Genomic DNA, 23,646 nt, shown 5'->3' with positions numbered 1-23,646 from the left:
TATTTTATCGTGAATCGCACATTAAGCATAACGCATCCGCCCTGTTTATTGTAAGTCATCGTCAACACGCGCGAAAAACTCCAGGGTTTGCAGGCAGGATAGGGTTATAGTGGCATAATCATAAAAACCCCGCTCTGCGGGGTTTGATTGAAACCTTATCCTTGGCATAAACTATTCGACAGCGATGATTAATTGATAGTGAGGTTGCCCGCCTTCATGAACCTCAATCTCATGGTCGGGGTAAATAGAACGGATTTTGTCCGCCAGGTTGTTGACCTGTTGTCCACTGATATCTATGCCGTAATACAGGGTGATGCGTTCATACAGGTGTGTTTCAGCGGCGTGTAAAAAGGCTTCGCAAGCCTTATCGATAGAGCTTGAAGAGGAAACAAGCTTCCCATTGTGTAATGCAATAACCTGACCTTTTTCAACCTGAACCCCATCAACCTCTACGCTGCGGGTGGCGATAGTGATTTCTCCCGTTTGTACATCATGAATTGCTTCTTGCATCCCCTCGACATTCTCGTTGAAATCGGCATCCGGGATCAACCTGAACATCGCTGATAAGCCTTGAGGCACACTGATGGAAGGTATTACCGCTACATCCTTAACGGTCATAGAAGCGGCTTCCCTGGCAGCCAGGATGATGTTTTTATTGTTGGGTAAAATCACAATTTTGTCTGTGGATAAATTTTCAAAGGAAGCCAGCAGTTCTTTGATGCTGGGATTCATGGTTTGTCCTCCGGGGACGATCGCTGCCACACCCAAACTAGCAAAAATCCTACTGATACCCGGCCCAGGAGAAACCGCCACAACGGCTGTTTCACCCGGTTGCACTTTGGATAATTTCAATTTCGGATTTTTTGTATGACTCATATCATCCACTTGCACCATCAGGTTTTCGATCATCACTTTTTTAACCGTGCCGAAGGTCATGGTATGGTCAATGGGTTGGTAGCGATATTCTTGGGGCACATGAATATGCATCCGATAAATACCTTCACCCTCACCAACCTGGATCGAGGTGCCGATTTCTGATAACGTTTCGTAATACTCTTCTAATTTAAAGCTGGATTTGGGGGCGAAGTCGATGACGACTTCGTAATCCTGTCCCGGCTCAATGGTTTCCAGCGCATTTTCAAGATTCATTTCTGACAAGGACATGACTTCGGTCACCGGTTTATCGAGTGCATCACCATTAATAAAGCGCCACATCCCTTCAAAGATACAAACAAGCCCTTTTCCACCCGAGTCAACAACACCGGCTTGTTTCAAGATTGGAAGAAGCTCAGGTGTTCGTTCAAGGGATGCTTCTGCTGCCTGAACGATATCCGATAACACCTCTGTGAAACTGGTAGTTCTCTGAACCGAAACCTCTGCCTGTGTGGCAATGTCTTTAATAACCGTCAAAATAGTCCCCTCAACGGGTCGAACAACGCCTTTATAGGCTGTTTCCTTAGCCTCAGTTAAGGCTTTGGCAAGGGTTGTCACGTCCATCGTTGGCATGTCATTCAGGGCACGAGCAAAACCGCGCCAGATTTGGGACAAAATCACACCAGAATTGCCGCGTGCCCCCATCAAAGCGCCGCGTGCAATGGCATGTGCAAGCTGTCCCACGTTATCCACAGCAGAGTTTTCAACTTCTTCAAAGGCTGCCTGCATGGTGAGAACCATGTTCGTCCCGGTATCACCATCTGGAACCGGGAAAACATTCAAGCTGTTGACAGCCTGTTGATTGGTCTTTAACCACACCATGCCTGCTTCAAGCAGTGTTTTCAAGCCGTGGCCATTGATTGGAATAGACACCAATTTATGGCGTTCAGCAGCACTTATTTTCGATAACTCCGCAGCACTCATAATTCTCCAACGATAATAAACGCAATAATATCAAAGCGGCTTCATGTTCGAAGCAGGTTAATCCATGTTACTAATTCGTAAACCGCGGATATGCACGTTGATTCTGCGAACGGGAAGCCCGACGGTTTTTTCAACATTGTATTTAACGCTTTTGGCAATACTATTTGAAATTGTTTTGATCCGCAAACCATATTCAACCACAATGTAGAGTTGAATGACCAATCCCTCATGATCATAAGACACGTCAATGCCATATTTAGCATCCTTTTTTATGATCTGACGTATGCTCTCAGCCAGGTTTTTAGGCGCCAAACCGACAACCCCATAGGACTGCAACGTTGATTGACGCGCAATTGAGGCGATAGCATCTTTTTGGATCAGGATGCTGCCTAATTCGTTGTGAATGTTGCCTGTTTTATTCATATATCTCACCTTACTTGCTTGTAGCTTTTCATCGAGTATGGTAAAATCATTAGCTGTTTGGATGTAGAATTACCAAACCCTGTTATTATATCGTATAGTTGTGAAAGGACGACATCATGGCGATCTGTGAACAATGTGGAAAAAAGACCGCCTTCGGGCACAATCGAAGCCACTCGATGAGAGCGACCAAGCGACAATTCAAGCCCAACCTTCAGAAAATCTCGGTGTACGAGAACGGACGAATGGTTCGCAAGACATTGTGCACCCGTTGCATTCGCACGTTGGTCAAATCCTCTAAGTAGGTTAAACATACTCGTAGCGCATTAGTCGCGGCACTCTGCTGCGATTTTTGCTTTTAATTTGACCCCTCATTCCAGGGCGTCGCGCAACGCTTTTATCCCGGCTGCAATACCATCTTTATGGCCAAAAACTGCTGATCCAGCGACAAAATTTCTTGCACCTGCCTGGTAACAGGTTTTAATATTTGTCGAATCAATGCCGCCATCCAACTGGATCATGGCTTTTGACCCCGTTTTATCAAGCAGTGATTTCATTCGTTGGATTTTATCGACCATACCAGGCAAAAATGTCTGACCGCCAAATCCAGGATTGACCGTCATCAGCAGGACCATGTCAAAGTCGTGCACTAATTCTCGCAATATGCTCACGGGTGTGCCGGGGTTGATCACAATCGATGGCGTCGCACCCAATTCCCGAATGCTCGTTAGGGTGCGTTGGATGTGTGGGCAAGTTTCGTAGTGGACGGTGATATAGTTGGCGCCAGCCTCAACGAAAGCCTGAATATGGCGCTCTGGCTTAACAATCATCAAGTGCACATCAACAGGCATGGATGTGATTTTCCGAATCGTTGTCACCATTTTGGGGCCGAAAGTGATGTTGGGAACAAAGCTGCCATCCATCACGTCTACGTGGAGCCAGTCAGCACCAGAGTCGATAGCCTGTTTGACCTGGTCCTCAAAATTCCTTAAATCAGCCGACAATATTGAGGGCGCAATAATATAAGACATGTGTTTACTATACCTTTAATCTGTAATCATGGGTTGAGAAAAAAATAAATGTACAGCCAGAAGGGAATCAAACCAAATACTGCCGTGAAGGCAAGCACCCCCAGCAACCAGGTCCCCCAATCGATTGCCTGGCTTTCAAATGTGTCCTCGTGGTCTTTCGCGTAATCCGTCCAAGTCCTTTCAACTGGTTGGGTCTCTGTTTGCGTACGCCTGGGAATGACTGGTGGGTGAGGTTGAGGTGATGATATATTGGATCTTTTTGCTACTGGGAGGATAATTGGCCCGGTTTTTTCCGGATTTAGATTGCCAAAGGACATCAACACCCGCCCCAGCTGGTCAGCGGTTCGATAACGCGCCGCGGGCTCTTTTGAAAGGACTTTCAGGGTGATCTCCTCCAAGGGTTCAGGGATGGCTGGATTCAGCCTTCTGGGCGGAACAGGGGTTTCCATGCGATGCATGCGAGCCAATTCGGTGGCATCTTTTGCTTCGAAGGGAAGGCGACCGGTGAGCATTTCGTATAGAATAACTCCCAGCGAGTATACATCTGATGCTGGAGAAGGTGCATAACCCGAAGCTTGCTCAGGTGAGAAATAATGAGGTGAACCCCATACTACTTCGCTGCGTTCTTCTGGGTGAATGGTCGCCAGGGCACGCGCAATGCCAAAATCTGTGACTTTTAGGCGGAAGTCTTTTGATACCAGCATGTTGTGGGATTTAATGTCACAGTGAACCAGACCGGCGCGATGAGCATAGCCGACACCAGCACAAGCCTGGGTAATCAATCCAAGTGTGTCTTCGATGCTGAAACGGCTCTGTTGGCGGATAAGAGTTTTCAAATCGGTTCCATCCACATATTCGAAGACGATGAAAACCTGGTCTTTATCAAAACCGAAATCATAAACGGTGACGATATTGGGATGGGAGAGGTTCGCCGCTGCCTTCGCTTCCTGTCTGAAACGCTCAAGAAACTCACCGTCATTGGAATGATCTTCTCGCAAGATCTTGACCGAAACGATCCGTTCGAGCATTTCGTCCAGGGCTTTATAAACCACAGCTGTCCCCCCAGATCCAATGGGTTGCAGTAGTTTATAGCGACCGCTTAATAAAGGTAAATCCATCATAGCAATTTTATTTTACTCATAAAATTATATCATATCTAACAGATGATCAAAAGTGGTTCAGGTTGATGGGTTCGGGTTGTGATCCTTGTGAAGGATATCGGTGTTTTCAATGATAAATGCGCCAGGGGATTGCAGGTGATAATTTGTCGTCCTCCTGGAGGATAAGTTATAATTACCATGATCACTTGACAACGAGTACCAGAGCGACAAAAATGATACCAGACCAACCCAAGCGCCACAAAATAATTTCGATATTAAACCCCGTCACGCTTATGACTGCGGCGATCCTTACCGTGGGATTGGTTTTGATTTCGCTGGTCATCCTTTTTTTTGGCCGTAATCCGACAACCGGAGCCAGCACCATTCCTGAAACAACCCTGATTCCAGCACCAACCTTAACACCCCGGGTCATTGATCCGACCAGGACGCCCACCCCAACCCCGACATCAATTTTCTTCTTACCGGAGGGCGTGATTGGGATTGGTATTTATGTCCAGGTGACCGGGACGGACGGCGCAGGTTTGAGAATGCGAGCGGAGCCTGGCTTAGGAGCTGCGATTAATTTTTCTGCTATGGATTCGGAAGTATTTCTGGTAATTGATGGACCCGTAACCCTTGATGGGCATACATGGTGGCACTTAGAAGCGCCCTATGATCGGAATCGAAATGGCTGGTCTTCTGCCAACTTTTTGTCGCCAATTAAAGAAGATATTGATTAGAACATTTCATTAATCGACTTCCATGAAGCAGTGTTTGCTTGTCCAACAATATGGTTGGTTATGGGGAGACAAATCCGGTAGAATTAATGCGCCTGTCAAGTCCTTTGGATGGGTATGGAGCATGATCCATGCGAAAAATAATTAAACAAATATCAAAGAACAAGAAGAAGGGCGCTTTCAACCGGGCTAAGGATCGGGTTGACTTTGTTTCTGGTGATGCTCAAGAAACCGACATTGCGAAGACGAAGTATCGGGTTGCCAGTTGTCAATCGACTGGAAAAGCACGTCCCAACAACGAGGACACACTCTTGACTTTGAACACTTATATCAGTGGGCTGGATATGCCCATCGCCTTTGGGTTTTATCTGGTCGCAGATGGAATGGGGGGACATCAGAGCGGAGAAATCGCCAGTAATTATGCGGCTCAGGGGATCAGTCAATATCTGATGAGCCATGTGTATCAGAGTACACTTTTTGAGCGGAGAACCCTCACCTCATCTGATTTACGCGAACATCTTAAAAATGCTGTTGAAGAAGCGCAAACACTGGTTCTTCAACGAGTTCCTGGCGGAGGAACCACGCTAACTTGTGTACTAACCTTTGGCGATGAATTGTTCTTTGCCCACATTGGTGATAGCCGGTTATACCATCTTAAAAAGGATGGTTCACTTATCTTGCACACGCGTGACCATACATTGGTAAAACGACTGGTCGATCTTGGTGAAATAACTGAGGACGACGCGGAATTACACTCGCACCGCAGCATTTTGTATAAAGCATTGGGCCAGTCAGACCCCTTTGAACCCGACATCGGTGAATTTTCACTGGAAGTTGGAGAACGATTATTAATCTGTTCTGACGGGCTGTGGGGTGTTGTTGCCCATCAACAGTTACAACACATCATACAAAACAGTGAGGACCTTGATGCTGCCGCGACCAATTTAGTTAAGGCTGCCAATGATGGCGGGGGTCCGGATAACATCAGCGTGATCTTGATAGAGCGATTGACATAATCAGTATTTACAAACAGGAGCAATGATGATGGAAAAATCTTCCCGGAAATATCGAATTTTAGTGGTCGATGATGAACGCCGAATGGTAGGTTTTATTCGGTTGAATCTTGAACAGGATGGATTTGAGGTTGTAGAAGCTTACAACGGCACCGAAGCGTTGGAAAGATTGCGAGATTCACTGCCAGACCTCATCCTCCTCGATGTTATGATGCCCGACATTGATGGGTTTGAGGTGTTACGCACCATTCGTGAAGTTAGCCAGGTGCCTGTGATCATGTTGACAGCTAAGGGGGAGGAGGATGATAAAGTTAAAGGGCTGGAATTAGGCGCGGATGATTATATAACCAAACCCTTCAGCCCGCGGGAACTGGTCAGCCGGGTGCGGGCAGTACTGCGCCGTGGGACTTCTTTTGAGGAGGACGAACAGGGCGTGATCGAGGTTGATGACCGGTTGAAGATCGATTTTGGCAGACGTGAAGTCTGGGTGGAGGGCAAGCTGGTCAAACTGCGCCCGACAGAATATCGCTTGTTGTATCATTTGGTGCAGAACGCAGGATGGGTTCTGACTCACGATCAGATCCTGACCAAGGTTTGGGGTTATGAATATCGCGATGAACCCCACTATGTACGGCTGTATGTTAACTATCTGCGCAAAAAAATCGAGAAAGACCCAGCCAATCCAGTTTATTTACTTACTGAGCGAGGTGTGGGTTACCGATTTGTTAATTACAAGCGTTCCGACTCCCATCGAAAAGGAGACTTGTGATGAAAAAGAAAACAATCCTGCTGGTTGACGACCATGAAGTTGTCCGCCTGGGATTGAAATCATTGTTGGAACATAGCGATAAATTTGATGTTGTCGCTGAGGCCGGTACAGCCAGAGAAGCCGTCATGATGGTGGAACGATACCAGCCTGACGTGGTTTTGATGGATATCCGTTTACCCGGGGCATCAGGCATTGAGGCCTGTCATGAGATTACAGAACGTTGGCCGAACGTTCGGGTGGTCATGCTGACATCGTATGCAGAGGATGACATGTTGTTTTCGGCGATTCGAGCCGGTGCCAGCGGATATGTGCTCAAGCAAATTGGCGCAGAAGGGTTGATCTCAGCAATTGAGGCTGCTTATCGCGGTGAAGCTCCGCTGGATCCCGCGGTCACGCAAAGGGTGTTCCAGGAGGTTCGTCGCGCAGTGAAGGAAGAAGAAGCTGCTGCTTTTGCGTGTCTCAGTCAGCAAGAAAAATATGTCCTGTCCCTTGTTTCTGAAGGTAAGACCAACCGTGAAATTGCGGAGGCGTTATTTCTTGGTGAAGGTACTGTACGGAATTATGTCAGCAGTATCCTTTCAAAATTGGGGGTAAAAAACCGTGCTGAGGCGGCTGCCTATGCAATCACCCACAGTTTGAAGGATTATATTGATCTTTAATCGTTGAACTTAGATTAATTTTTGATCAGACGCCTGACCGGGCGGAATTATTATTTTTTGCTTACGGAGATATATTGAACAACCTTCGGGCATTCGCATAGGTTATTTCTGCGACCTGTTTGGGGCTCGTGTTGTGCAAGCGGGCAATTTCCTCTGCAATCAGGGGAATATAAGCCGGTTCATTGCGTTTTCCGCGGTGAGGATGCGGTGTTAGATAGGGGGCATCAGTTTCGAGTAAGAGGCTTTCTAAAGACAAATTTCGCACAACCGCTTTTCGATCGATAGCGTTTGTAAAAGTCACCGGCCCGCTGACACCAATCAAGAAGTTCATCTCCAGAGCGGCTTTTGCTGTCTCGAGATCTGAGCTGAAGCTGTGAAACACACCTGGCGTTTCAGCAAGGGGATGGGATGCCGTGCGTAAACCGCGGCACCATTCTCTGAGGATCGAAAGCAGGTCATGCTCTGCATCGCGGTTATGCAGGATCACCGGTAGAGCCAATTCTTCAGCCAGGGAGAGCTGGTCAGTAAACATTTTTCGCTGTTGATCAACGGGTGTGTACTGACGGTAATAATCCAAACCGATCTCCCCAATGGCGACCACGCCTTTTTCTTGAGCCTGTTCACGTAATCTAACCAGGATTTCAGTTCGCCAGGGCTTTCCAAAATTGGGATGGATGCCGACGGCTGCGCTAATTCTGCCAGGGTATTTTTTAGTGAGTTCGATAGCAGCCTGGTTGGTATGCAGGTCTGTACCCGGGTTAAGTATCCAAACCAACCCGGCTTTCCAGGCTCGCTTGAGAACCTGCTCACGATCTTTTTCAAATCTATCAAAATCTAAATGGCAATGGGTATCAGTATATGGGATCACAGTTTGTCCTAATTTATCTCTCAGGGTTGTTTTTAATCATTATAGCAGTGCCTGGTGAGGATAAGGTAAAATTGGACTGAATGAAATCAGTGAAACATGTGTATGTCGCCTTGAGTGGCGGTGTTGATAGTGCAGTTGCTGCTGTGCGTTTGCTGGAGGCAGGCTACCGCGTTACCGCGATCTTTATGCAAACCTGGCATGATCCCCATGCCAGGACTGTTGCTGACTCCGAGCTTGAACAAGCGGAAGTGGCAGCCTCTACAGCAAAGAAGATCGGCGTCCCTTTTATCTGCCTGGATGTGCGTGAGAAGTTTTACCGGGTTGTCATTCGCTCCTTTATTGAACAATATTTGAGCGGACTCACACCTAATCCATGTCTGTTTTGCAATCCGCAAATTAAATGGGGCTTATTGCAAGAGTATGCACTCGACCAGGGCGCTGATTATTTTGCCACAGGCCATTATGCCCGTCTGAAACCCACAACCAATGGTAAAGTTGAGTTGTTCCGTGGCTTTGATCGCGGAAAGGACCAATCATATGTACTGGCGATGCTCAGTCAGCATCAGCTCAGTCGCAGCTTGCTGCCCCTGGGAGACCTGACAAAAGCCGATGTCCGCAGGCTTGCCGGCGCGTTGAATTTATCTGTGGCAGGCCAGAAAGAGAGCCAGGACCTGTGCTTTTTACGAAATGAAGATTACCGCGCTTTCCTGCAAAGGCATGCGCCTGAAGCTGCTGCACCGGGTGAGATTGTCAACCTGGCAGGCGAGGTCCTGGGAGAGCACCAGGGACTGGCTTTTTATACCATCGGTCAGCGTCGAGGAATCCGGATAGCGGCATCTGAGCCGTATTTTGTAATCGACAAAGACGCGCAGACAAATCGTTTGATCGTTGGTTATGCAAAAGATGCTGGTAACAAGCATCTTCAAACCGCGAGGTCGAACTGGATTTCTGGTTTGCCACCTGAAGAAGGCGGTCAATACCAGGTTATGATCCGCTACCGGGCTAACCCTGTATCTGCAAAGCTGAAGGAGGCGTCAATGGATGAATTTCGGTTAGAATTTAATCAGCCGCTGCGTGGGATCACCCCCGGACAATTTGCAGTCCTTTACCAGGATGAAGTTTGCCTGGGCGGCGGAATTATCAAACGAACCTGGTGACTGCGATCAAATGGATGGTTTTCAAGGAGTATTAAGATGACCCTTCCTGGAGTTGTTTTCTCGTTTTTTATGGCTTTGTTATTGGGCAGCCTTCTGCATTTGTGGCGAGGTGGCAGCTTGTATCGCCTGCTTCTTTACCTTGTTCTCAGCGTGATCGGTTTTTTTGGCGGTCATTTTGCTGCCAATTTGCTTTCAATCCGCTTTTTGCAGGTGGGCACGATTAACCTGGGTTTTGGAATTTTGGGTTCCGTATTGCTGCTGATTTTGGGATACTGGTTAAGTCCAAAGATGAATCATTAGGACAAAGGAGTTTAACAAAGATGTATCGAATTGATGCCTTGCTCTCAGCACGAATGTTTTTGCGTCCCAAGTGGGTTGGCGATCAAATTTATTTTCTCTCAAATTTAAGTGGGCACAATAGTTTGTACGTAATGAAACAGGGTGGCAGCGTACCGGTGCCGCTGATACCGCCAAATATTGCACTCCAGAATCCACTTCTCATTGGTGGTGAATCCTTCGCTGTTTTTCCAAACCTGGATAAAATTTTGGTGATGATCGACCAGGATGGCGATGAGAATTATCTGCCGATGCAGATTCCCCTTGAGGGAGGATTTCCCGAACCGGCATTTGATAATTTCTTTGCAAACACCCGTTGCCATCTGGGGGCAGTGGATGCTGAACAAAACTTGTTTGTGATCCAGGCGGAATCACGCGATGAGGGAATGGTGCACGCCTATCTTTGCGATTTTGCACTTGGCAAAGTTGAGGAAATCTATGCCAGCCCCTTTGGCGCCTGGCCGGCAGCTATTAATCAGGATTATTCACGCATTGTGCTGGTTGAGAGTTATATGGCTGGAGATACGGTCGCCTATTTGTGGGAGCGGGGCAAACAGCTGCGCTTATTATATGGCAAGCCCTTAGTCGATCGAGAAGCGGGTGAAGAAGTTCCATTAACGGCTTTTGGTGATGGATTCTTCACTGATGACGGTCAGGGACTAGTGTTCAGCAATGCCCTGTTTGAAAACACTTACAGTCTGGGATATCTTGATTTACGTGCACCTGAACGTGTTACGCCGGTCCCATTCAGGGATTTATCACATAAAGGTATTGGGGAATTCACCGGTCTGGAAAAATTGAAAACGGGGTGTTTGTTGCTGCACTTTAACATTGATGGCGCCAGTTGGGCTTACGAGGCAGAATATGATCCAGTAGAAAAAACGATGTGTGTCGTCAATGTTCTGGTCGGTAAAGGTGTGTTCTCTGAGGGTGTTTTGGAAGCGATTGCATACACTCCTGAGAGAGATGCCTTCGCCATTTCCTTTTCAACTGCAACATCGCCCACCCAGATTTACACCATCGAGGGAGTCGACCGGGACCGGGTGGTTCGCCACACGGATGAAGTCATCCTGGGAGTACCCCAGAACCTGCTTTCTCGGGGCGAGGATTGCACATTTACATCCTTTGATGGATTACGCATATCTGCCAGGCTGTATTTGCCCTCACCTGAATTGGGTTTTGAAGGCAAGCGACCGGTTGTGTATTATATCCACGGCGGACCCCAGAGCCAGGAAAGGCCAGATTTCGCCTGGTTTTCTATGCCGCTGATCCAATTTTTAACCCTGCAGGGGTTTGCGGTCTTCGTTCCAAACGTTCGAGGGAGTGTGGGTTACGGACTTTCTTATACGAAGCATGTGGATCGCGATTGGGGCGGCAAGGACCGTCTGGATCATGTGCACGCCATGACGCAAGTACTGCCCAAGGATGATCGGCTGGATGTTAGCCGTGCGGGTGTTGTTGGACGCTCCTATGGAGGATATATGACGTTGACCCTGGCGGGAAAGCATCCCGAATTATGGTCTGCGGCTGTGGATATGTTTGGACCTTATGATTTGACCACCTTTCTTGAGCGCATTCCACCGACGTGGAAGCCTTATTATCGCATGGTCCTGGGCGACCCGAGCAATCCGGAGGATCTGGCTTTCCTACAAGATCGCTCACCCAAAACCTCGATTGAGAACTTCAACGCGCCGCTGCTTGTGATCCAAGGACGCAATGATCCCAGGGTTGTGGCGGAGGAATCGGAAGATCTGGTCGCCCATTTACAGGAAATTGGTAAGGACATTGAAATGCTCCTGTTTGAGGATGAGGGTCATGGCGTTGAAAAATTCGCCAATAAAGTGATTTGTTATAACGCCATCACAGATTTTTTCAAGAAGACATTAAAACCTAAAATTCGTGTGTAGGAACGAATCATTAAAAATAAACAAATCGAATGAAAACCATCAATCTCAAGATATCGTTAATGCTGATTGAACCTGTTTTCTGGAGACTGATCAGGATATCCGAGAAGGCACCCTTGCTCGATTTGTATTATGTCATCCTGCATGTTTTTGGGTGGACAAATAGTCACTTTTTTATCCTGCTGAATAAATCGATGACGTTCATCAATATTCCGTGCTGGGAAGAAGATGCATTCCAGTTCCTATTTGCAGCATTTGCTATTCTTGAAGATCTTGTAGCAAAAAGAATTTCATTCAGGGAAGAAACTTTCTATCCAAATGATATAGGCGATGAGTGGAAACACGAGAACGAGATCGTCAGTATTGATGATTCAGTCGAGCTCTTTTCGGGCGCATTAGGTATGGATGGAGCTTGTGCTTTTCCGCCTGAAGATTTCAGCATCAATCCGGGTTACCTGATTTTTTCCCCATCAACAAGGGCGCGGTATCGGTGCAACCCAGTAGTATCTGGCATGAGACTTATATCAAGGATATTAAAATGGGAGGCATGTTGCATCTGACACAAAGTGGTATTCAACACGCGATTCAAAGTTATCAGGCGGATGTCGCGCTCCGGCATCGCAGCGTTTATACCCGTGACCAGCTTGATCAATTCCGACGCGCTGCTGTGATGATCCCCATGTTTGAATACAACAATGATTGGCATATCCTGCTGACGCAACGCTCTGATACCGTGGAAGATCATCGCGGCCAGGTCGCTTTTCCCGGTGGGGCACGTGAAAAAGAAGATAAGGATCTTAGTGAGACCGCGCTACGGGAGATGCAAGAAGAGATTGGGGTAAAACCTGAGGATGTCGATATTTTTGGTCATTTGGGCGACATGTCCATTTTGACTGGTTTCCTGGTGCGAATTTATGTGGGTCGAATCCCATGGCCTTATGAGATAAAAATCGCCAGGGAAGAAGTGAAGAGTGTTTTCTCAATTCCAATCCCCTGGTTGGCTGATTCTGAAAACCATCACATTCAATTTCGCAACTACGCCGGACGTGAGGTTCCGGTGATTTTCTTCGATTATTATGATGGCTACCAGTTGTGGGGGGCAAGTGCAGAGATGACTTTGGGACTGCTGAAAGCTTTGAATTTATCTGGTTAACACGAAAATTAAAAGAAACAGAGATGCCTCGCGAGCATCTCTGTTTTGATTTTTCGTTTACAATTCGGATAGATTATTCTTCTTCGCTCTCAAGAGCATCCTCACCTCTGCCCTTTTCGATAACTTCGGGCTCAACATCTTTGTCTAACAAATCTGCGAGTTCGCCTTCTTCCTCTGCCGGTTCTTCTTCGATGGCGACATGGGTAACACTGGCAATGAGTTCTTCCGGATCGGTCAAGATTGTGATCTTATCCGATAATTTAATATCTTTTACGTGAATTACACTATCGATATCGACCAACTGGGTGGCATCAACCTCAATGCGTTCAGGCAGATCCTGTGGGAGACATTCGATTTCAAGCTCGGAAATGCCGGTGACGACAACAGCTGCCAGATTGATCTCAGCAGGTGATTGACCAACCAATTCGATTGAAACTGCAGTTTGAAGTTTCTCAGTTAATGAAACCGCCATGAAATCTACATGCCGCAGGGTGCCGTAGATGATATCTTTTTGAATTTCCCGGATAATAGCGGGATATTTCTCACCCTCAACGTCAATGGTTACCAGGCTCGATCCGGTCAGTTTCTTGATAATAAGGGAGGCATCATGGAGGTCGAATTGAATGAGGATAGGCTCAAGCTGCTCTTTGCCGATCCTGCCGTAAATTACAGCAGGGAGAATCCCCTGCCGACGTAAGGCGCGTACTTGCTTGCCTCTCACGGTTCGTTTTTGTGCTTCAATAGTGATTGTTTCTGGCATAGTTCCATCCTTCGAGCGCCTCTCACCCGTTAAGCACGGATTACCTTCGCTCTTTGATCAATTTGGTTTATGTTCTGGTAGCAACCAGCGACCTTGAATTTTATCCGGGGTCAGGACAAAGGTCAAGGAAATTCCACCAGGTTTATCCTAAACAGGTTGGTTGGTTTTAGTCCTGAATATTTATCCGCACTCAAAAGGAAAATCTTCATTTCCACAGGTCGGGGTACGATGGGTCAAATCATCCATAATCAGGAGTTTCAGTTAATTATTTTATAACGATTGGCTTTTGTTTTAAAGAATGAGAGCTGGTCCGGTTTTGTTGAGATTTCTTTTCCGGTGTAATTTGAAGCAAAGTTCACTCGAATTTACCTTCACGCCAACCCGGTTGAGCAACCAAGCACGAGGCTGAATTTTTCGAGTAGAATCTTATTGATTGACAGATAAACCTTTGAAGCGATCGGGAGATGACGCTATGAATAAAAAAATTAAAGTTTTATACTCTATTTTTGCATTAATTTGTTTATTGTTCAGCTTATTATCCGGCTGCAAACCTCAACCAGATGTAACAACCACGCTGGAGCCTGATCTGGATGTGCTCTATGTTAACCTGACCTGGCATCAGCATCAACCTTTATATTATCAAGATGAAAATGGTGTGTTTTCACGCCCCTGGGTCCGAGTGCACGCAACGAAGGATTACCTGGACATGGCTGAGAAAGTTGCGGACTATGAGGGTCTGCATGTGAGTTTCAATTACACACCATCTTTAATCCGCCAATTGAATGCATTTGCCGATGGCGCCAAAGACCTTTATTGGGTGTTAAGCGAAAAACCTGCCTCAACCCTGACGGAGGCAGATAAACGTTTTATCCTGGAGCGGTTTTATGATGTGAATTGGACGAATATCATCGCCCGTTATCCCCGTTACCAGGCTTTGCTTGACCAACGTGGCGGTACCGATGAGGAAAGCATCCAGGTTGCTTTGTCGGCATTTACTGAACAAGATTTCCGCGATCTGCAGATCTGGTTCAATTTGGCCTGGTTTGACCCGGTTTACCTGGCACGAGAACCGCTGGTGGATCTGGTGACGAAGGGTGAGGGTTTTACTGAGGACGATAAAACGATCGTTTTTGATGAAGTGTTGAAGATCATCCGCTTGGTACTGCCTTATCACAAGGAATTGCAGGATGCCGGTCAAATTGAAGTGACCACCACGCCTTATGCGCACCCAATTTTGCCATTGATCTACGATAATCAGCTTGCATTGATTGGCAATCCAGGCGCCGAAATGCCAGAATTGCCCTTTTCCTACCCCCAGGATGCACGGGTTCACCTGGATTTATGTGTTGATATGTATATGGAGACTTTTGACCGCGAGGTGCGTGGGTTGTGGCCTGGTGAGGGCGCTGTGGCAGAGGAAATTATCCCGATGGTTGCTGAAGCCGGGTTTTCCTTTATGCAAACCGGTGAGCCGGTGCTGGCGAAATCCCTCGGTTTTGATGGTTTCACACGTGATTCTCAGGGTTTGGTCAGCGAAGCCGATCAGTTGTATCGACCTTATTATGTGCGCGACCAGGCAGGAAACCAGGTTGCTGTCTTTTTTAGAGATTGGACGCTTTCTGACAATATCGGTTTTGTTTACAGCGGGATGTCCGGCGATGTTGGTGCGCTTGACCTGGTCAATCGACTGGAAGCCATCCACGCTTATTTGCAGGAAAACGGGTTTGAAGGACCTCATATTGTCAGCATTATCCTGGATGGAGAAAATGCCTGGGAGCATTTCCCAAATGATGGCAATGACTTTATAAATTCCCTGTATCAGCGTCTGACCGAGAGTGAAGTACTCAGAACCGTTACGCCATCCCAATACTTGGCGCTTTTCCCCGAACAAAGAACGCTTGAACAATTATTTCCAGGCGCCTGGTTCAGCCCAAATTATGACACCTGGATTGGTGAATCCGAGGAAGCGACAGCTTGGGATTACCTTGCACGCACGCGTAAGTTCCTGGTGCCATATGAGAGCGGACAAGTTGCAGCTCACCCGGACGCACTTGAGCGAGCTTTTGACTTTATGTACCTGGCTGAAGGATCGGATTGGTTCTGGTGGTTTGGTGATGACCAGGATTCTGGACAGGATGATTATTTTGAGGAAGCCTTTCGGGCGTTGCTTGCGGGCGTGTATACCGCGTTGGACGCCGAGGTACCGCAATTTGTAAATGTTCCCATCATCCAGGCCGGGCCTGTGTCTGCGACACGGCCCTTTAGCGGAAGCTCAACGCCGATCATTGACGGTCGAAATGACCCCGGTTGGGACACTGCTGCATTTTATGCGGTCGAGGGCAGTTCTCCTGTTACGGGTTTTTACTTCACTATGGACGAGGATCATTTCTACCTGCGTCTGGATGTTGATGGTGCTATGAAGGACATCGGCGTGGGTTTCTATTTTAATGTCCCTGGAGGGACAGGAGGCACCTCAGCCTTCAGCCGTGACTCTGGTGTGATTTTAGGAATTTTCGCCAATAAACTCGTGGAATGGAACGGTGGGGAGGTTGTTAACACCTATGAGGCAAAAGAAAGCGCATGGCAGATTGAAAAAACCGACGCTGGCTTGGCTCAAGCCGGCGATGATATTCTTGAAATATCATTTCCGCTGGAGTTCTTGGGTGAAGTTGCTGCTGGAGACGCCCTCAAATTGGCCGTGGTTGTTGAGCCTTTCGGTGACCTGCTACCACAAGGCGGACCTGCCAGGGTTGTCCTCCCGGATAAAGGCGGGGTTGCGGCAATCTTGCAGGTAGATGACCCTACGGGTGATGACAATGGCCCTGGCACTTACACCTATCCTCAGGATGGCGTCTTCAAAGACTCTGTTTTTGATGTAACTTATTTTGAAGTAGGAACCGACCAGGAGAACCTGGTGTTGACCTTTAAATTTCTTGGCGAAATTGAGAATCCCTGGGGTTCACCGATTGGTCTTTCTCTTCAGACCATGGATGTGTATATCGACACCGATCCCGGTGAAGGCACCGGCGCCAGGATGCTTCTGCCGGGACGCAACGCCGCTTTAATGTCTGGGTTTGGTTGGGAATATGCCGTGTGGGCAGAGGGCTGGAACGCTCAGGTACTGCAATCCGATCCGGAAAGTTTGGTCCCATTACCTTTTTCCGAGGCGACCAATGCCATGAGGATTATTGTAGACCCCGCTCAAAATGCGGTGATTATTCGAATACCGTTGAATTTGCTGGGTGAAGGCAATCCGGAGGATTGGGCTTACTCAGCTGTCGTCATGAGCCAGGAAGGCTACCCTGCTGAGGGCGTATGGCGAATACGGGATATTGAACCTGCCGCAGCACAATGGCGGTTCGGCGGTGCTCCTCAGGGTAGTAAAAACCACACACGCATTATCGATCTGGTTTTGCCTGTTGATAACGAATTTGACCAGGCGACTCTGCTCTCGAATTTTGTTCCCAGCGCTTCTAACCCGGACACCCTCTCACCAGATGATTTTGCTCAGATACCAATGATGAAGCCTGAAAACTGATCAGCAATGAATTGAATTAATCTATTGTTAATAATTTTAATTATTTAAGGGTGATACGATGCATGATCAAATAAAAATCGAGTCAAAAATGCGCGATGAAGTTGAAGTCGTCCTTAGCGATGGAACTGTGATGAGCGGTCCCCGGCACACCCCTGTCGGAGAATTCATGCGTAAATATCAAAAGCCTGAGCAGCCGTTGATCGTCGGTGCAATTGTGAACCACGAGTTACGCGAGCTGACCTTCCCGATTTCGGCGGACGCAAAAGTCACACCGGTGTTTATGACGGATGCCGATGGAGCCAGGATTTACAGGCGTTCTTTGACCTTTTTATTGGAAGTGGCTTTCTTGGAACTTTTCCCGGATTGGACGTTGACAATTGATCATTCCGTCTCATCTGGAGCTTATTATTGCCATGTTCGTGAACAGGAGCCTTTCCAGAAGGAATCCCTGGATGCCCTGGAAGCGCGCATGCGTGCTTTGGTTGATGAGGATGCGCCTCTTCTAAAAGAAAAGGTTTCCCTTTCTGAAGCAAAGGCTTTTTTCAGAAAGCTTGGGCAGGACGATAAACTACGCTTGTTGAATTATCGTGTTGGCGATGACCTTGTGCTGTATTCATTACACGATATGAGAGATTATCATCACGGCTACATGGTGCCCTCGACGGGGTATTTAAAACGTTTTGATCTTCAACTGATTGATCTGGGTTTTGTGCTCCGTTTCCCCAGGAAAAATGCCCCCAATTATTTATCACCACTGACCAGTTCTCCACAATTGTTAACAGCATTTCGTCAATACGGCGGCTGGTTGGAAACTCTGGGCATTCAAAGTGTGGGGGCATTAAATGATGCCATAAAAGAAGACCGCATCAATGAGGTAATCCTGGTTTCTGAAGCACTCCATGCGCAGCAAATTTCTCGGATTGCCAATGACATCCGAAAAGGAAAAGAAGAAATTCGAGTGATTTTAATTGCTGGACCCAGTTCTTCCGGCAAGACAACTTTCTCAAAACGCCTGATGATTCAATTGCTCACAGAGGGAATATCACCACTCGCGTTAGCGATCGATGATTACTTTGTAGACCGTGAAGACACCCCCCTCAACGAAAAGGGTGAATATGATTTCGAACACATCGATGCCGTAAACCGATCGATGTTAAACGATCATCTTTCGCGGTTGATTGCTGGTGAAAAGGTGCAATTGCGGCACTATAATTTTAAAAGAGGCAAAAACGAGCCAGGGGATGAAATTCGCTTAGCCCCGGATCAGATGATTATTCTGGAAGGAATCCATGGATTAAATCCAAAGCTGTTAGAAAATTTCCCTGATGAGCAAACTTATAAAATTTATGTATCTTGTTTGACACAATTGAATCTCGACCGCCATAACCGCATTTCAACAACGGATACCCGAGAGCTACGGCGAATTGTGCGTGACTCCCGCGACCGGGGCTATACTGCCCAGCAAACCATCAACATGTGGGAATTGGTCAGGCAGGGCGAAAAGAACCATATCTTTCCTTACCAGGAAAATGCAGATATCATGTTCAATTCTGCGCTGGCATACGAGCTTTCAGCCTTAAAACCATTAGTCGAGCCGCTGCTAAGGCAGGTTCCCTTCGGGTCACCTGAACATGTTGAAGCCAAACGACTGCTTAAATTCCTGCAATGGTTTTTACCAATCGATCAGAACTTGATCCCTGACAATTCGATTTTACGCGAATTTATTGGGGATTCAATACTTTCGGATTTTTCAATCTGGCAACACAATAGCATGATCCAGTATTAGACTGAAAAAAAAGAGGCTGATTAAAATTCAGCCCCTTTTTTCTTCAAAATCAAACTTTGTCTAAAGGTTCTGTTTAAATACTTCGGATAGACGTTTGATACCCTCAACGATTAATTCTGGCCGCATACAGGAGAAATTCAGCCGCATCGTGTTTTCCCCACCACCCAATGGGTGAAAGGAAGTACCCGGTACAAAAGCCACTCTTTTCTCAATTGCCGTCGGGAAGAGGTGGCTAGAGTTCAAACCTTCTGGTAAGGTTACCCACAGGAATAATCCACCTTTGGGGCGTGTCCAATGAACGCCATCTGGCATATATTCTTCCAATGCATTGAGCATAACATCGCGTCGCTCTTTATAAGTATCGCGAATGGTCTTAATATGGGTATCCATCCAGGGACCATTAGCAACTTCATATGCCAGAAACTGATTCAAAGTTGATGTGTTAAGGTCTGCCCCTTGTTTCGCTTGAACCAGTTTTGTTATGACTTCAGGAGGTGCAATAACCCAAGCCAGGCGTAAGCCGGGGGCCAGGGTTTTTGAGAAAGTACTGGTATAAATCACATTCCCGTTGTAGGCCGGCTCACCCGAGGTGTTGCATTGATCATCCAGAACGACAACAGGTTCGATATGATTGCCCTCATATCTCAACTGGCCATAGGGATCATCTTCGATGATGGGAACGCCATAAGCGTTTGCTAATTCAACCAACTTAATTCTGCGTTCACGAGAAAGGGTAACGCCTGTCGGGTTCTGAAAATTCGGTAGGACATAAATGAATTTAATTCCTCTGCGTAAACGCGATTCCAGAAGATCAATTTGCATACCATCATCGTCATAAGGAATAGTGATATATTTCACACCATAAGCGTTCCACGCCTGTAAAGCACCGAGATAAGTAGGGGATTCGACCAGAATTCGATCGCCCCGGTTGATAAGGATTTTGCCAAGCAGGTCAAGGGCTTGTTGCGATCCTGTGGTGATCAGCACATGATCAGCAGTAATATTAATGCCATATTTGCTGGCATTTTTTGCGATCATTTCACGCAGGGGCTGATAGCCTTCTGTGGTGCCGTATTGCAGTGCGCGATCTCCCATTTCTGTGAGTACGACTTCTGCTGCCTCCTTGAAGCGCTCAATTGGAAACACCTCCGGCGCTGGCAAACCGCCTGCGAAGGAAATCACATCGGGAAGGGACGTAATTTTTAAAAGTTCCCGTATTGCTGAGCTTCCAATCAGGTCTGTCCGACTGGCAAATCTATCGTTCCATAATGTGTTCATAAGCAATTAACTCCTTTTTGGATAGCGACTAATGACTGTTGCCCGGGATGGTAAGGTGACCCGGTCACCTGTTTGCAGTTGCCCCAAAGCCTTTCCACCGGATGAAGGAGTGCTTTGGTAGATCAAAATGGGGGTATCTTCTTTTGTGTATTTGTCTAAAACATAGGCTTGACCGGTGAGTGAGCCTTCAGTATCAATGGCACAACTGGTGACAGTGCCAACAACCTTGCCACGCTCATCAACGACCGGATCACCTAAATGTGCCAGTCGGGTTCGTTTTTCATCAAACCTGAAGCGAACAATATTGCCTTCGCGTTTAGTTTCTCTTTCCAGGAATGCCGTTCGTCCGATGAACCAGGGCTTGTGGCGTTTGACGAACCAGCTAAAGCCGGCCTCGCTGGTGCCTAAGTTGAGCTCGCCGCCCATTTCATGACCATAAAGCGGAAGACCAGCCTCTGTGCGCAGGGAATCTCGAGCTCCTAACCCACAAGGTTTCATCCCGTAGGGTTGACCAATCTGGATCAGTTTGTTCCAGAGCTCAACGGAGCGATCAGGGTGAACAAAGAGTTCATAACCGATTTGTTCGCCGGTATAACCTGTTCGCGACACCACGATGGGAATCCCATCCAGGGTCGCTTCACAGAGATGAGACCTGCTCAATTCTAAGATGGCTTCTCGATCCACGAGAGAGCAATTAAGCGAAAGTAAAATATCACGGGATTTTGGTCCTTGTATGGCGATATCCACCAGCATGTCTTCACCTGCCTGGGGATCGCGTAGATCTCGTAAGATGACGTTTCTGCCAAAGGCAACTGCCCATGGCTTTCCTCTGTCAACCAACACTTCGCCTTTGCGCACAGCGTTCAACCACGCCCAATCTTTATCATCATTGGAGGCGTTGACCACAACCAGGAATTTTTGTTTATCCCGTCGATAAACCAACAAATCATCGATGACATTGGCATCCAGGTCCATGAAATGTGTATAACAGGATTCGCCGACAGCCAGCCAGCTGATGTCGTTTCCGCAGACGCTATCAAGGAAGATGGCAGCATCCGGTCCTTCCGCCTGGTAAACACCCATGTGGGTGACATCAAACAAACCTGCTGTCTGGCGCACAGCCTTATGTTCTTCCATAACCGAAGTGTACCAAACCGGCATCTCCCAACCCGCAAAGGGGATCATTCTGGCTCCCATGTTAACATGGGTTTGGAAGAGCGGTGTCCTGCGGAGTTCTTCAGATTGCGGTTCTTCCCACACAAATTCAGGCAGGATTTCGCCCGTATGTTCGTCATTATCCATCCCGATATAGTAAGGTTTACGATTGCTTGAAAGGATTTTAATGGTGATATCTGGTGCGCCAGGGGGCAGGTCTTCGACGCGTACAGGTCCTGGAACAGTAAGCATCAGATCGTCGTCAAATTTGATGTAACCGTCAGAGAGGTTACGTAACCAGCTACTGGTCAATCCTGCCTGATGACCAGGGACATAAAGAGTAAATGTGCCTGGGTCCAGGCATTTGATCACGCCTTTAATCGAGCCTTCAGAGGTGTGGATCATGGTTGCCTGGCTTTCTCCCTCATCCAGGTTCTCAATTTCACTGACTAAAGTGTAGTCAAGGAACATTCGGATCTGATCGCCAGAGAGGGAAAACCGTGCCCATTCGGCATCAATATTGTCGTCTAAGCTGAAGAAATGCGGATAGCCATGGTATTTCGGTAGGTCGATGAGGGGGTCCGCTTTTTCTGCAAGGGCAATAACTCTTCGCTTTGCGTCTTCAAGGATGTTGAAATCGACTTTTGCGTGCTGTAAAGTTCGCGTACGTCCGGGCATTTTATAGGGTGTGACAGCGCAGAACAGGTCACAGATGATGTCTGCAATTTGTGCGAAATCTTCAGGTTCCAGGCCACGCTGGGTCAGCCAGTGCGTTCCAAACCGAATCCCCGAAGCAGAGAAGGTCGAGCGATCGCCTGGAATGGTATTGTAGTTGGCTACAATACCAGCGATATCGAGGATTCGAGCTCCCATTTCACCGGAAAGATGTGTCCCATCTTTGGCTTTGACCGTTTTGCAATCCAGAAGAACAAGATGAGTGTTGGTGCCCTGATAGGGAACACGCATTCCACGCTTTTGCAGCTGATCGGCGAATGCGACTGCGTTTTTCAAGACCTGGGCTTGGAGCCTTTTAAACGCGTCGGTTTGTGCCAGTTTAAAAGCCAGCGCCATTGAAGCGATTGTGTTTATATGAGGTCCGCCTTGTTCACCCGGGAAAATGCTTTTATCGATTTTCTTAGAAAAATCTGGATTATCCGTGATGATACAGGCGCCACGAGGACCCAACATGCTTTTATGTGTAGTAAACGTGATGATGTGAGCAAACCCAACTGGAGAAGGAACCACACCAGCCGCAATTAGACCAGCGATATGGCTCACGTCTGTCAGCAGGAGTGCGCCTGCACTGTCGGCAATTTCACGGAACTTCTGCCAATCTGGCATCCAGGGATAACTGGAATAGCCAGCGATGATGATCTTTGGCTTAACCTCGAGTGCTTTTTCAAGGATTGCATCGTAATCCAGTTTTTCTGTTACCGGGTCAACAGAATAGTGCTGGGCATTATAAATCATGCCCGAGCGGTTTACGGAAGAACCATGCGTGAGGTGACCACCATGCAATAAATTCATACCAAGGATGGTATCGCCTGGCTGTAGAAAGGCAGAATAAACGGCATTATTGGCAGGTGCACCAGATAATGGCTGGACATTTACATACAGATCATCCGGAGTCAGGTTGTTGGTGGCAAAGACCTTCGCGCAGCGATGCCTGGCTAAGGCTTCAACAACATCAACATATTCCACGCCTTTGTAAAAGCGCGGGTCGCCATATCGCCGATACATGCCCAGCATGTGGGTGTAATCAAGGATTTCCTCCTCGGTGTACTTCTGTGTTTCTGGAGGTGGATAACCCTCGGCATAGATGTTGGTGAAGATCGAACCCAACGACTCGCGCACTGCCACAGGCGTTGCAGATTCACTGGGGATCATGATCAAGCGCCTTACCTGTCTTTCTTCTTCAAGTTTAATGATTTCATAAAGGCCCGGATCGATATTCTCAAGGTCTTTTTGATGATGAAATTGACGCATTTGTGATCTCCTTTTATGGAAAATTTTATAATTTAATGAATAATGCCGCTGACATGTTTTCAACCGGATCATGTGCACTGACCATGAGATTTGATCCTCCGCATGCAAGCGTGATATAACTGTATCATTGTCCTTAATG

The 23,646-nt window shown here is 47.3% G+C and carries 20 protein-coding genes; 12 read left to right on the top strand and 8 right to left on the bottom strand.

What is annotated here, in order from left to right:
* Positions 1-171: 171 nt before the first annotated feature.
* Together CFX1CAM_RS07705 and CFX1CAM_RS07700 are read right to left on the bottom strand one after the other, a co-directional pair.
* A complete protein-coding gene (locus CFX1CAM_RS07705) occupies positions 172-1,857 on the bottom strand; it encodes a DAK2 domain-containing protein (RefSeq protein WP_087862464.1) in 1,686 nt (561 codons plus the stop codon).
* Positions 1,858-1,914: 57 nt separating this feature from the next.
* A complete protein-coding gene (locus tag CFX1CAM_RS07700) occupies positions 1,915-2,280 on the bottom strand; it encodes an Asp23/Gls24 family envelope stress response protein (protein WP_087862463.1) in 366 nt (121 codons plus the stop codon).
* A gap of 116 nt (positions 2,281-2,396) precedes the next feature.
* Here CFX1CAM_RS07700 and rpmB point away from each other — a divergent pair, with 116 nt between their 5' ends.
* Positions 2,397-2,582 carry a 50S ribosomal protein L28 gene (gene rpmB, locus CFX1CAM_RS07695; RefSeq protein WP_162287669.1) on the top strand — a complete coding sequence of 62 codons (186 nt, stop codon included), beginning with the start codon at positions 2,397-2,399 and terminating at the stop codon, positions 2,580-2,582.
* A gap of 66 nt (positions 2,583-2,648) precedes the next feature.
* Here rpmB and rpe read toward each other — a convergent pair whose 3' ends face one another.
* Positions 2,649-3,308, bottom strand: coding sequence for a ribulose-phosphate 3-epimerase (rpe, locus tag CFX1CAM_RS07690; protein WP_087862461.1), 660 nt, complete (start codon positions 3,306-3,308; stop codon positions 2,649-2,651).
* A 26-nt stretch (positions 3,309-3,334) separates the two neighbouring features.
* A complete protein-coding gene (locus tag CFX1CAM_RS07685) occupies positions 3,335-4,429 on the bottom strand; it encodes a protein kinase domain-containing protein (protein WP_087862460.1) in 1,095 nt (364 codons plus the stop codon).
* Between the two features lie 212 nt (positions 4,430-4,641).
* Between CFX1CAM_RS07685 and CFX1CAM_RS07680 the strand changes: the two genes are divergently transcribed.
* From CFX1CAM_RS07680 to CFX1CAM_RS07665, 4 genes are all read left to right on the top strand, one after another.
* The gene (locus CFX1CAM_RS07680; RefSeq protein WP_087862459.1) at positions 4,642-5,148 is read left to right on the top strand and encodes a hypothetical protein; all 507 of its coding nucleotides are present in this window, start codon (positions 4,642-4,644) and stop codon (positions 5,146-5,148) included.
* A 128-nt stretch (positions 5,149-5,276) separates the two neighbouring features.
* Positions 5,277-6,161, top strand: coding sequence for a PP2C family protein-serine/threonine phosphatase (locus CFX1CAM_RS07675; protein ID WP_087862458.1), 885 nt, complete (start codon positions 5,277-5,279; stop codon positions 6,159-6,161).
* Between the two features lie 25 nt (positions 6,162-6,186).
* Complete coding sequence (locus tag CFX1CAM_RS07670) at positions 6,187-6,927, top strand: response regulator transcription factor (protein ID WP_231940973.1); 741 nt, start codon at positions 6,187-6,189, stop codon at positions 6,925-6,927.
* Positions 6,927-7,586: a response regulator transcription factor gene (locus CFX1CAM_RS07665; protein WP_087862457.1), complete on the top strand. Its 660-nt coding sequence runs from the start codon at positions 6,927-6,929 to the stop codon at positions 7,584-7,586. The genes CFX1CAM_RS07670 and CFX1CAM_RS07665 overlap by 1 nt, the downstream gene beginning before the upstream one ends.
* Positions 7,587-7,647: 61 nt before the next feature.
* Here CFX1CAM_RS07665 and CFX1CAM_RS07660 read toward each other — a convergent pair whose 3' ends face one another.
* Entirely contained in the window at positions 7,648-8,454 is an 807-nt protein-coding gene (locus tag CFX1CAM_RS07660) for a TatD family hydrolase (protein WP_087862456.1), read from the bottom strand.
* A gap of 80 nt (positions 8,455-8,534) precedes the next feature.
* On the opposite strand from CFX1CAM_RS07660, the gene mnmA reads away from it, so the two are divergent.
* From mnmA to CFX1CAM_RS07635, 5 genes are read left to right on the top strand one after another with little or no spacing between them, the layout of a single operon-like run.
* Positions 8,535-9,611: a tRNA 2-thiouridine(34) synthase MnmA gene (mnmA, locus tag CFX1CAM_RS07655; protein ID WP_087862455.1), complete on the top strand. Its 1,077-nt coding sequence runs from the start codon at positions 8,535-8,537 to the stop codon at positions 9,609-9,611.
* A 36-nt stretch (positions 9,612-9,647) separates the two neighbouring features.
* Complete coding sequence (locus CFX1CAM_RS07650; protein ID WP_087862454.1) at positions 9,648-9,911, top strand: hypothetical protein; 264 nt, start codon at positions 9,648-9,650, stop codon at positions 9,909-9,911.
* Positions 9,912-9,931: 20 nt separating this feature from the next.
* The gene (locus CFX1CAM_RS07645; protein ID WP_087862453.1) at positions 9,932-11,854 is read left to right on the top strand and encodes an alpha/beta hydrolase family protein; all 1,923 of its coding nucleotides are present in this window, start codon (positions 9,932-9,934) and stop codon (positions 11,852-11,854) included.
* A 29-nt stretch (positions 11,855-11,883) separates the two neighbouring features.
* Positions 11,884-12,411 carry an IS1096 element passenger TnpR family protein gene (locus CFX1CAM_RS07640; protein WP_087862452.1) on the top strand — a complete coding sequence of 176 codons (528 nt, stop codon included), beginning with the start codon at positions 11,884-11,886 and terminating at the stop codon, positions 12,409-12,411.
* Positions 12,399-13,004 carry an NUDIX hydrolase gene (locus CFX1CAM_RS07635; protein ID WP_157891789.1) on the top strand — a complete coding sequence of 202 codons (606 nt, stop codon included), beginning with the start codon at positions 12,399-12,401 and terminating at the stop codon, positions 13,002-13,004. Before CFX1CAM_RS07640 ends, CFX1CAM_RS07635 begins: the two co-directional genes overlap by 13 nt.
* A gap of 73 nt (positions 13,005-13,077) precedes the next feature.
* Here the strand turns inward: CFX1CAM_RS07635 and CFX1CAM_RS07630 are convergent, their stop codons facing one another.
* Positions 13,078-13,764, bottom strand: a complete 687-nt coding sequence (locus CFX1CAM_RS07630; protein WP_087862450.1) for a 50S ribosomal protein L25 — start codon at positions 13,762-13,764, stop codon at positions 13,078-13,080.
* Between the two features lie 472 nt (positions 13,765-14,236).
* Here CFX1CAM_RS07630 and CFX1CAM_RS07625 point away from each other — a divergent pair, with 472 nt between their 5' ends.
* Both CFX1CAM_RS07625 and CFX1CAM_RS07620 read left to right on the top strand, forming a co-directional pair.
* Positions 14,237-17,302: a glucodextranase DOMON-like domain-containing protein gene (locus tag CFX1CAM_RS07625; RefSeq protein ID WP_087862449.1), complete on the top strand. Its 3,066-nt coding sequence runs from the start codon at positions 14,237-14,239 to the stop codon at positions 17,300-17,302.
* Between the two features lie 58 nt (positions 17,303-17,360).
* Positions 17,361-19,088, top strand: a complete 1,728-nt coding sequence (locus CFX1CAM_RS07620) for a nucleoside kinase (protein WP_197687111.1) — start codon at positions 17,361-17,363, stop codon at positions 19,086-19,088.
* Positions 19,089-19,148: 60 nt separating this feature from the next.
* Here CFX1CAM_RS07620 and CFX1CAM_RS07615 read toward each other — a convergent pair whose 3' ends face one another.
* Both CFX1CAM_RS07615 and gcvT read right to left on the bottom strand, forming a co-directional pair.
* The gene (locus tag CFX1CAM_RS07615; RefSeq protein WP_087862448.1) at positions 19,149-20,366 is read right to left on the bottom strand and encodes an aminotransferase-like domain-containing protein; all 1,218 of its coding nucleotides are present in this window, start codon (positions 20,364-20,366) and stop codon (positions 19,149-19,151) included.
* Positions 20,367-20,372: 6 nt separating this feature from the next.
* Positions 20,373-23,507 (bottom strand): glycine cleavage system aminomethyltransferase GcvT, encoded by a 3,135-nt coding sequence (gcvT, locus tag CFX1CAM_RS11390; RefSeq protein ID WP_157891788.1) that lies wholly within the window; start codon positions 23,505-23,507, stop codon positions 20,373-20,375.
* Positions 23,508-23,646: the final 139 nt, after the last annotated feature.

The organism is Brevefilum fermentans (assembly GCF_900184705.1).
Classification (GTDB): domain Bacteria; phylum Chloroflexota; class Anaerolineae; order Anaerolineales; family Anaerolineaceae; genus Brevifilum; species Brevifilum fermentans.
Note: the sequence above shows the minus strand (reverse complement) of the source record. Positions and strands in the feature narration are given on the sequence as shown.

Bases quoted from the DNA above. Each gene is read 5' to 3' on its own strand.
- CFX1CAM_RS07675 (WP_087862458.1), top strand. From the start codon at position 5,277: ATGCGAAAAATAATTAAACAAATATCAAAGAACAAGAAGAAGGGCGCT.
- CFX1CAM_RS07680 (WP_087862459.1), top strand. From the start codon at position 4,642: ATGATACCAGACCAACCCAAGCGCCACAAAATAATTTCGATATTAAAC.
- gcvT (WP_157891788.1), bottom strand. From the start codon at position 23,507: ATGCGTCAATTTCATCATCAAAAAGACCTTGAGAATATCGATCCGGGC.
- CFX1CAM_RS07630 (WP_087862450.1), bottom strand. From the start codon at position 13,764: ATGCCAGAAACAATCACTATTGAAGCACAAAAACGAACCGTGAGAGGC.
- CFX1CAM_RS07620 (WP_197687111.1), top strand. From the start codon at position 17,361: ATGCATGATCAAATAAAAATCGAGTCAAAAATGCGCGATGAAGTTGAA.
- CFX1CAM_RS07625 (WP_087862449.1), top strand. From the start codon at position 14,237: ATGAATAAAAAAATTAAAGTTTTATACTCTATTTTTGCATTAATTTGT.
- CFX1CAM_RS07670 (WP_231940973.1), top strand. From the start codon at position 6,187: ATGATGGAAAAATCTTCCCGGAAATATCGAATTTTAGTGGTCGATGAT.
- CFX1CAM_RS07685 (WP_087862460.1), bottom strand. From the start codon at position 4,429: ATGATGGATTTACCTTTATTAAGCGGTCGCTATAAACTACTGCAACCC.
- rpe (WP_087862461.1), bottom strand. From the start codon at position 3,308: ATGTCTTATATTATTGCGCCCTCAATATTGTCGGCTGATTTAAGGAAT.
- mnmA (WP_087862455.1), top strand. From the start codon at position 8,535: ATGAAATCAGTGAAACATGTGTATGTCGCCTTGAGTGGCGGTGTTGAT.
- CFX1CAM_RS07650 (WP_087862454.1), top strand. From the start codon at position 9,648: ATGACCCTTCCTGGAGTTGTTTTCTCGTTTTTTATGGCTTTGTTATTG.
- CFX1CAM_RS07700 (WP_087862463.1), bottom strand. From the start codon at position 2,280: ATGAATAAAACAGGCAACATTCACAACGAATTAGGCAGCATCCTGATC.
- CFX1CAM_RS07640 (WP_087862452.1), top strand. From the start codon at position 11,884: ATGAAAACCATCAATCTCAAGATATCGTTAATGCTGATTGAACCTGTT.
- rpmB (WP_162287669.1), top strand. From the start codon at position 2,397: ATGGCGATCTGTGAACAATGTGGAAAAAAGACCGCCTTCGGGCACAAT.
- CFX1CAM_RS07665 (WP_087862457.1), top strand. From the start codon at position 6,927: ATGAAAAAGAAAACAATCCTGCTGGTTGACGACCATGAAGTTGTCCGC.
- CFX1CAM_RS07635 (WP_157891789.1), top strand. From the start codon at position 12,399: ATGTTGCATCTGACACAAAGTGGTATTCAACACGCGATTCAAAGTTAT.
- CFX1CAM_RS07705 (WP_087862464.1), bottom strand. From the start codon at position 1,857: ATGAGTGCTGCGGAGTTATCGAAAATAAGTGCTGCTGAACGCCATAAA.
- CFX1CAM_RS07645 (WP_087862453.1), top strand. From the start codon at position 9,932: ATGTATCGAATTGATGCCTTGCTCTCAGCACGAATGTTTTTGCGTCCC.
- CFX1CAM_RS07615 (WP_087862448.1), bottom strand. From the start codon at position 20,366: ATGAACACATTATGGAACGATAGATTTGCCAGTCGGACAGACCTGATT.